4 protein-coding genes and 1 pseudogene are annotated in these 9,439 nt (G+C 69.7%); 2 read left to right on the top strand and 3 right to left on the bottom strand.

Translation table 11 applies throughout. The annotated features are described in order from the left end of the window. Window positions 1-62: 62 nt before the first annotated feature. The 3 genes and pseudogenes from ACFYW5_RS37375 to ACFYW5_RS37365 all read right to left on the bottom strand — a co-directional run. Entirely contained in the window at window positions 63-1,958 is a 1,896-nt protein-coding gene (locus ACFYW5_RS37375; protein ID WP_389421607.1) for a WD40 repeat domain-containing protein, read from the bottom strand. Further along, entirely contained in the window at window positions 1,955-4,003 is a 2,049-nt protein-coding gene (locus ACFYW5_RS37370; RefSeq protein ID WP_389421606.1) for an AAA family ATPase, read from the bottom strand. The genes ACFYW5_RS37375 and ACFYW5_RS37370 overlap by 4 nt, the downstream gene beginning before the upstream one ends. Before the next feature lie 519 nt (window positions 4,004-4,522). Next, window positions 4,523-5,137, bottom strand: a pseudogene (locus ACFYW5_RS37365) (transposase family protein); the annotation flags it as partial. Window positions 5,138-5,544: 407 nt separating this feature from the next. Here ACFYW5_RS37365 and ACFYW5_RS37360 point away from each other — a divergent pair. Continuing rightward, window positions 5,545-7,647: a hypothetical protein gene (locus tag ACFYW5_RS37360; protein WP_389421605.1), complete on the top strand. Its 2,103-nt coding sequence runs from the start codon at window positions 5,545-5,547 to the stop codon at window positions 7,645-7,647. A gap of 4 nt (window positions 7,648-7,651) precedes the next feature. Beyond that, window positions 7,652-9,271 carry an ABC transporter substrate-binding protein gene (locus tag ACFYW5_RS37355; protein WP_389421604.1) on the top strand — a complete coding sequence of 540 codons (1,620 nt, stop codon included), beginning with the start codon at window positions 7,652-7,654 and terminating at the stop codon, window positions 9,269-9,271. Window positions 9,272-9,439: the final 168 nt, after the last annotated feature.

The following is a 9,439-nucleotide window of genomic DNA, read 5'->3' as shown; positions in this document are numbered from 1 at the left end:
CCTCGGACAACGTGATCGCCACAGCAGAAGGCCCCGAATGCGACATGACAACAGGGTACTTACTAACCAACAGGATTTCTGGCGCATGACACTAGCAGGTCCCACATCCAGACGAGGCCGCCGTCCCCCGCTCCCACGATGACCGGCTGGCCGTCCATCCAGAGCACGTCGACGGAGTGTACCCATTCCATGTCGTCACCGGGCGACCGATAGTCGGCGAGGGGCTGTCCCGACGCGAGATCGTGCAGCCGTACGCCGGCTCGAGGGCTCCCGGTCACCGCCACCTGGTGCTCGGCGATCGTGGTCACCGCGATGTCGGTTATCCGGAGGTCCCCGTGCCACAGCCGCGCCGTCCGCGACCCGGTACGGGCGTCGCGACGGTAGAGGTCGCCGAGATGGCCGCCGCTGAGCACCACCGGATGCCCGCCGACCCTGGCCAGGGCGATGGACTCGACGCCGATCTGGTGGCCGGGAGACGGATCGGCCGGGCCTGAGTCCGACGGTGACAGGTCGGCCACCCGGAGCGCGCCGTCGTCGCACGCGGCGAGGACCAGGACGTGTCCGTCGGCCCGGGCGATCTCAAGATCGCCCACCCAGCCCCGGGCGACCCCGAGGCGGAGCAGCTCGTACGGCTCGCCGCCGCTCAGGTCCCGTACGGTCACAGCGCCGCTGCCGTCGCCGGCCACGAGCACCGCGTGGCCGTCCATCAGCGTCACCGCCAGCGCCGTTATCCCCTCGAACTGCGTCCAGGCGGGAAACCGTTCCTCGCCGGTGAACACGTCCCGGATCTCGACGTTGGGGTGATGTCGCTCGCCGTTCATGTCAGTGTGCACGTGCTGCGGACCCACGACGACGACGGGGCGGCCCTCGTGCAAGCCGAGGCGGGCGATCGCCGTGCCGGACCGGGGTGAGCACCGGTGGGCAGGGCCGATCTGGCCGCCGCTGTTCAGGTCGATGACCTGGCACGTGCTGCCGGGGTCTTCGTCTCCGTATCGGCCGCTGTGGGTGGCGTAGACGAGGACGGGGTGATCACCGATCTCGCCGAGCTCCAAGGAACAGAGACGCTCCGACGGAGTCTGGATCACCGGTCCGACGGTCGCCCCGGTGTCGAGGTCGCGTACGAGAATCCCCGGTTCCTCGTCGAGCGCGGCGACCGCACGCCCCGCCAGCACCCCGGTGGCCAGGCAGGATCCCTCGCCTGTGGGGTGCTCGCGTACGATCTGTCCGGTGGCTACCGACCGTACGACCAGCCCACCCTCGGAGCGGAGGACCACGACGGCTGCGCCGTCGACCTCGGACACCGCGATCACACCCTGGTACCGCGATGCCCGTCCCGGATGCTCGCGGTCACCCGTGATCGTGATCGGCGGCAGTGTGGGCTCGCCCGTAAGCAGATCACGAAACCGGACGATCGTGTCGTAGCCCTCCCGGTCGGTGCCGGTGGTGACCACGACCTGCCGACCATCGGTACGTGCCACCGCCACCGCGTACACCCGGAAGTCGCCGTCGTCGAACACGGCCCGTACGGCGGGCTTGATCTCGGAGCCGGTGGAGAACAGCGGCTCCAGCGCGAGAGCCGGCGATCCGAAGGGCCGGCTGAGGCGCCGGGCCAGCGCCTGGGCGCCGACGCGGGAGCCGCTGATGGCGAGGTACTGACGGCGCCGCTCGGGCAGCGCGGACCGGAGGTCCTCCAGCGCGCTGCGGTAGACGGTCGCGGCGATGACCGCGTCCGGACTGGACGCACCGGGCAGCGCGGGGATCAGCGTGGCGGGATCGGCGTAGACCAGGAACTCGGAATCGGCGAGCAGCTCGTCGAGGCATCCGCCCTCGACCGCGTGCTGCACGGCGTGGCGCAGCAGATACGGGTCCGCCTCCGCCCAGCGACGTGACCCGTCGGGGTGGCGGCCCACCTGGCTGAGCAGAATGCCGGCGAGTGCCCCGCGGTCCGTACCGCTCATGTCGCCGGCTCCGATGCCGCGTCGGCGGGTACGGCACGGGGGTGCGCGAGCAGATACTCGACGAGACTCTCGTGGAAGAGGCGGAACACGCTGGTTCCGCTGACGTCGGCCGACTGGCGGAGGTAGAAACGCCCCTCCTCCAGGGCGCGGCGCACGTCCCTGGTCGATGGTGATCCCAGACCCTCCGGCGCGAACAGGGGTGCTATAGCCCGAATGATCTTCGGTGGCATGCCCACGCCGCGCGCGTGCGCCAGCGCCGCCAGAACCGGACGCATCCAGGGACCGACCTCGGGCCGGTGCAGCGTCATCTCGAGAACCTCGGGCAGCGAGGCCGGGACCTGGGCGAGCAGCCGATCAGCCTGGGCCTGGTCGGTGACCGGGGGCAGCGTGTGAGCGACGTACTCAGCGAACAGCCGGGCAATCAAGAACCCGCCCCACCGAGGCTGGGCATCGCCGGTACGCGTCAGCGTGGCAGCGACCCCGTCCGCGATCGCGGTCACGAACCAGTGGCCGTCCACCGAGCCGTACCCGCGGCCGGCCCGCAGGACGCGCTGGACGTACGCGCGCAGGTTCCCGGCCAGCTCCGCGGCCGGGACCTGGTCGAGGTCCAGGATTGTGCCGCCCGCGAGGGCAACGGCCCGCCGGAGCGGCTCGAACTCCTCCCAGGGGCGCATGCCGACGATCAGCCGGCACGCCGCGGAGCCATCCGCCCTGCGTACGCGGGTGAGCGGCACCAACAGCCGCGCGCTCAGCTCCTCGGAGTCGATGGCCTCGTCCAGCGAGTCGATCACAATCACCGGGGCGACGGGACGTTCAGCGACCACCTCCAGCAGCGCCTCGGCCGACGCCGGCGCCTCCGCCGACGCCGCCTCCGGCGCGAGCTGCGTGAGCAAGGACGTCGTGATGGCGTCGACGGTCTGCTGCCGGGCGTGTACGGCGGCGAGGTGCGGCGTGGCGGCCGGCGCGGGCAAGTGGCCCCACACCTCCTCGGTCGCGTGCCGCAGCGTGGGGTGGGCCGCGCACACCAGCACCCCGAGCAGGGCCGATTTCCCCACCCCGGGGCTACCGGTGACGATCCACGGCACCGCTGCAGCCGCTCCGTCGACCAACGCCGAAAGCGCCCGCAGCTCGCGCTCACGCCCCTGGAACAGCCCGGGCCGACGGCCTGCTTCCCAGCGGGCAGCCGCCCGGTCACGGAAATGACGGGGGTCGACGAGGTGGTCGACCTCGCGCGCGAACTCGGCGAGCCGGTCGTCCATGGCGGCGAGGGCGTCATCGAAGGCGGCGCGCCGGTGGTCCGGATTCGGGAAGAACGGCAGATCCAGCCGGGCGGCCGTCATCGTGTCGATCGGCGTCCCGGTGGGCTCCTGGATCGGCAGCAGGACGCCGTCGCCGTCATCGCCCGCGACGACCTCCCGGATCCGCGCGGACACCGCCAGGTACGGGACCGTGGGCCGGGACGGATGCGTGCAGAAGTCTCCCGCCGCGACCTCCCGGAGGACCTGGACGACGGCGCGGCTGAAGGCGCAGTCGAAGGCGTCGGAGTCAGGGGCCGACGCGGCGAGGACCCAGGCCCGGTTCGACGCCTGGAATGGGCGGCGATGCCAACGGGGCACGGTGGCAACGCCAGAGCGGCAGAAATCGAGCAGGAACAGGGTCCGTGGTCGTGCGTCGCCGCCGGCGACCACGGTCCGGACCCACGCGTCGACGTTGCACGTCTCGTCGCGCCGCCCGTCGGCGCCGATCGCGTACGCGGTGTCCATATCCGGGGGCTGGTCGCCATGGGTGATCACGTGGACGATCACGACATCGCCCGGGCCAACCTCCTGGATGGTGCGCGTCACGGCCGCGCCCAAGTCGGCCGCCGCCGGCGCCGTCGCCCCGGCCAGCAGGGTCACCTGGAAACCGAGCTCGTCGAGCATCGTCGCGACGCGGCCTGCCCAGTCGCCGGCGTCGGGCAACGGCGGCCAAGCCGCGCAGTCGATCGCCTCCTCCGCGTCGGGTACGGTCCGCGAGCTGGCGGCGAACTCCGCGATCCCGACCACGAGAGCGCGTCGCTGGCCATTCCGCTCACCATCCGTGTCCCCGGGGTCAAGCCCGATGATAGGCCGAGAACGATCTCACCGCCGGGTTTCTCGATGACCCACCGGCTCAGGGTCTCTCGGCCGCGACCTTACGCGCGAACGCCCGCTCCACTCCCGCCTTCGCGACGCCGAGTTCACCTACGACCATGGCGAGCAGGTCGTTGGAGAAGCGGGTGGAGGGCACCCGCTGAATACGAGACCAACTACTACCGCGAAACCACAAACCCCCAGGCAAGATCCAGACGACGACTTGCGCGGCGCCCTCAGCATGTCGTTTGATGTGCCCGATCTCACCGTGGAGTCGGCGGTGGCAGTACCAGTCGATCCACTCGGCGGTGGCCAGTTCGACCTCGGAGAGTGTCTTCCAAGGCCTGCGGGGCTCAGCCATCCTCACCCTGGAGCGTCAACGCTGATAAGGAATCCCTACGTTGTTCTGCGGGATGTGGTGAGCCCTTCGTATGGTTGACCCGCCCAGGGGTGCCGGGCGTGGTCCCGGTTGAACTGGGCGTACTTCTCGGGGAGGTCGCGGCCGTAGTAAGGGGTGCGCACGGTGGCTCCGGCTCCGCGGTAGGCCCGGTCGGCCAGAACGAGGAGCTGACGGGACAGGCAGGCTTGGATCACACCGTGTGCGCGGGCCGCGGTCAGGTCATGCGTGCGGCCGGGCAGCGCTCGCGAGAACCACAGCGGTGTCCCGTCCGGAGAGGCCACGACCTGCACGTTCATCCCGTGACGGCGGTGTTTCATCGAGTCATAGGGCTCATCCGCCACGATGCGATCAGTGGCGATCAGGGTGCCGTCGAGGATGACGAACCCCTCATGTGGTGACTCGCGCAGGGCCTCGTGCAGGCTCGGAGCGCACTCGGCGAGGAGGTCGACCGTCTCGCTCACGTACCGGCCGGCGGTAGCGGTGGAGACACCGAAACCTGCTGCGACCTGGGCCAGAGTCTCGTTCTTACGCAGGTGTACCAGGACGAGCAGGGCCTGCCGGAAGCAGCCCAGCCTGCGCCAGCGGGAGTTCAGCTCACACCTTCGGGCGTAGATGAGCCAGGAAACATGCTCAACAACCTCGTGAGGGACGTGACCCAGCGAGTACAAGGCCTACCGCCCGCTGCAGTACGGGAACTGACACCCCTCGGTCCCGAACCGATGTGTGCCCCGCCCTCCGGCGAGGCACACAGTGCGTCCCGCATGCCGGATCCGACGCCTCGTCGACGAGAGAGTCCCAAGGGGTGACCGTCACCGGCTCCAGCTGGCCGCCTGGCCAGGAACTCGGTCTCGTACCAGTCCGCCATATCGTCGTACGCCGCTGTCGCAATCGGAGTTGCCACCGCGGGAGCCAATGAACTTCCCTATCCGAGACGGACGGCAGGGCCCCACCCCGCCGGAACACAGCTTTTCCGATAATCGGCCTGATCTTCTTCTGTCACTCCATTACACTCGCCGCGATGCTGGCCAGTTACCGCGCAGCAACCGCTGCATGAGGCAGGGGACGGGGGGACTTGGTGGCGACCAAGCTTGGTTTCGAGGAGCTGGTCGGCGACGAGCGTTTCTTCCCAAGGCTGCTGGCCCGCAACGCCCAGGGCCGTATGAGCGCGCAGCCGTACGGTCCCGACCTCCCCGTCGTGCTGCTCACCGGCGGTCCCGGCATGGGCAAGCAGCAATTACTCGAGGAACTGCGGGACCGGTTCGGCGGGAAAGCGCCTGTGGTGTTGGTGGACTGCGCTGATCCGCAGTATGAGCGGGAGGCCAGCGAGCGCCCCTCCTGCCGTTCCGCTGCCACGGAGTTGCTGTACGACATCGCGCAACGGATGGAGGAGTGGGACGGCCCGGGCGGGGCGGTGCCCACCCCCCGGTTTTTCGCTGGGATGGTCGCTGTGGCGGCGGGGCAGGGGCTGCGGCAGCAGGAATTGGACGAGGAGCTCACCCGGTACCGCCAGCTGCTGCATGCCCCGACGACGCGGGTCGGTCGGATGGTCAAGAACCTGGCTCAGGGGTATCTGGTCGCGCTGGCAGCGATCGTCGCCCCACCAGTGGCGATGCCGTTGGTGGGCGCGGCGCTGACCGAGTTCTTGGAGCTGCTGGCGGCAAAGGGCGACGAGCCGGTGCGAGGCACGTACAGGAACTATCCGGGTGCTGCCGGCAGCGCGGCCACCGGGTTGCGGCTGCTCAGCAGGAGTTTCCGCAGGGATGAGGAGGGACGCCGGTTCGTCGAAGGCTTCCTCTTCCGCGCTCTGCGCGAGGACGTGGACGCTGCCTACTCAGGCGCCGGCGCCAAGCTCAAGCGAGTTGGCCGTCCCGCCATCCTGCTGCAGCACTCCAACTGGCCGGTGGGGCGCGGGCTACTGGCGGCTGCCCTCGACGACTGGGCCGAAGGATGTCGGGGCGGCACGGTACTCATCGCGAGCGAGCGGATGGCGGAACCGCTCTTTCTGGCTGGGGAGCAGCGCACCGAGAAGGTCGCGGTCTACCGGCCGGACGAGCAGGCGCCGCCCGAGACATGGGAGCGCATGCCCGCGCGCGGGCAGCTTGGGCAGGCCGTGCTGCTGCTGTCAATGCCGTTGCTCACCTCCGGGCAGGTCAAGCAGCAGGTGCTTGAGCAGGCGGGCGCAGCGGACAACGCAGACCATCTGCTCCGGGCCCAAAGCGCGGTGCGGCGGCTGTCCGGCCATCGCCCCCGGATGGTGCAGCGGCTGGCGGAGGCGGCCGCGCAGCTGCCTCCGCTGGACAACGACCGCGACCTCCTGGGCCACCCGGCCGTCCTGGACGGTACTCCCGCGGCGGTACGGGACGTGCTGCTGGAGGAACTGGTGCTGCGGCAGATGCCGGAGCGGCTGCCCGTGGGACACACCGACCGCTGGCTCGACCTGCTCACCCACCTGTCAGTCACCCACAGCGGAGACTGCGCCCGCACGTTGCTGCGCAGCGGCGAACTGGAGCAGCTGGCCGGCGGGCTCACCGCGGACCAGGTGCAGCAGTATCTGCTGGAAAGCGGCTGGCCTGCCTGCCAACGCCACTTCATCGGCGACTTCGGTCTGCGGCAGCTGCTGATGAGCCGCTTGTACGGATCCGCGGACACCGCCCACGCCTGGCACCGCGACCACAGCCTGCTGTACGCACACTACCGCGCCCAGCCCGAGGCCCCGGACCGCGCCTTCGGCACCACCGCAGCGCACGGCCTCAACCACGACTTGGTCGCCGGTGGCGGCCCGGAGCGCGCGATACGTCACCTTGCCGCGGAGTTCCCGGCAAGCGGCACGAGGGCCGAGGAATGGTGCGAGCAGTTGCTGGCGATTGCCCAGGCCCCCTTGCTGGGCGGCCCCGACGTACGACACGACCGTATGAACGTGGCGCGCATCGCAGGCACCACCCTGGAGCGCCGGTTGGACCAGCTGCTCCACGCCGTGTGGCTGTGCGAGGAGCGCACCCGGCCGGCCAACACCGCAGCCGGCGACAAGACGCGGGAACTGCTCGGCGATCTCGCGCTTGAGTACCCCGATGCCGCACCCGTGCTCGCCGGCCGGGCCGAGGAGTGGGGCAAACGCGCTGACGGCAAGCGCCCACTGCAGCCCTGCGCCTGCACGTCTCACATCAGTCAGGGGAGCTGAGCGGATGTCGCGGACCTTCGGAAGTTGGCTGTATGAGACGACGGGGGAGACGCTGCTGAAGCGGATCATCACCTGCACGGTGGTGGCTGCCGTCCTCGTCGGTGGGTACCTCGTCTTGCGTCAGATCATGGAGAAGGCGAGGACCTGCGCCAGCGGCGTGACCGAGTCCGGCGACGAGTGCATCGGCGTCAACGGCTCCGGCTACGACTGGGGCGTCAAGGAGATCGGTCCGGTCGCCGACCGGATCAAGGCCGAGAACGACGGGCTCGGCGAGTCGTACGTGACCGTGGCGATGATGCTCCCGCTGCAACCGCAATCGAAGGCCGAGAAGGAGCAGCTGCGCAGCGAGCTGCAGGGCGCCTATCTCGCGCAGTACCGAGCCAACCGCGAAGAGGGCACACCCAAGGTGCGGCTGGTGCTCGCCAACCCGGGCAAGGATTACAAGAAGCAGCACGAGGTGGTGCCCGACCTCGTGCAGATGTCCCACTCGAAGCACAGGTTGCGCGCGGTGACCGGCTTCAACCTGTCCCTGGACTCCACCCAGGCGGCGATACGCAGCCTCACCGACGAAAACGTGCCCGTGCTGGTGGCGCGTGCGTCAGCGGGCTCGCTCGCCAACGAGGAGGGCGGCGAGCGCGAGTACCAGGGGCTGGCCCGGATCCTGCCCACCAACGAGGACCAGGCCCGCGCGCTCGCGTACTTCAACGGCAGCAGCAAGAACGAGCAGACGGTGATCGTGCGGGACACCAGGCGCGATCCGTACGTCCGCTCCCTTGCCGGTGCCTTTCAGGAACTCGAGAAGACAGAGACGGGACCGGCCGGACCCGACACCATGACCTTCACCTCATCCGGTATCGACGAAAAGGGCGACGTCGACAACCAGTTCCGCCCGATGGTCGATACGATCTGCAGCTCCGGCGCGGACACCGTCTACTTCGCAGGACGGTCCACCCATCTGCGGTTGTTCCTCAAGCGCTTGGCCCAGGACAAGTGCGACGACACGAGGTTCACGGTGGTCTCCGGCTCGGACGCGGCATCGCTGAAGAACAAGATGTCCGACGACGACTGGGCACAGCTCCTGGACGACTCCGGAGAACCGGCGATGACCGTGCAGTACGCGGCACCTTCCCATCCCGACGCCTGGAACACCGAGATACGGGCCTGGCAGGACGCGGAGGAGAAGCGGACCGGGCGCAGACCGGACGCCGCGAAGGCCCCTCGCTCCCTGCGCGACCCGCTGAACGAACTCGCCAGGCTGCGGCAGAATGCCCGCATGGCGGGCGACATCGGCCCCCTGGATCTGGCCGACTCCCGCACCATGATGGTCCACGACGGCGTACGCACCGCCGTCGAGGCTATCCGCGGTGCCAAGCTCCCCGGCAAGGAGGCTCCGACCCTCGAGCAGGTGGGCAACCGCTGGGCCACCATGCAGGCCACGAACCGCGTCGACGGTACCAGCGGCCGCATCTGCCTCACCCCGGCGGGCAATCCATACAACAAGCCCTTGGCGGTTGTGAAGCTGCAGCCGGGCGAGAGGGCGGGTTCGAGCCGACTGGGATATGTGGGTCTGGCGTGGCCCCTGGGGCGGAAGCAGTCGGAGGACTGCGTGGTACGCGGGAGCTGAGCGGTGCGCGGCGGACCGCACCGGAAACGCGGCCCCGGCCGGGGAACTCGGGGACACTCCGAGTAAGAGAGCAGTCGGGTAGCCGGGTCACGTTGCCGTGACCCGGCCCCCTCAGAACCGGACGTGCGAGCTTTCCCCGCATCCGGCTCAAGCAAGCCCCATGGGCTT

The organism is Streptomyces sp. NPDC002779, from assembly GCF_042888685.1.
In the GTDB taxonomy this organism is placed as follows: domain Bacteria; phylum Actinomycetota; class Actinomycetes; order Streptomycetales; family Streptomycetaceae; genus Streptomyces.
The sequence above is the reverse complement of the archived record's forward strand: the minus strand, read 5'-3'. Positions and strand labels throughout refer to the sequence as shown.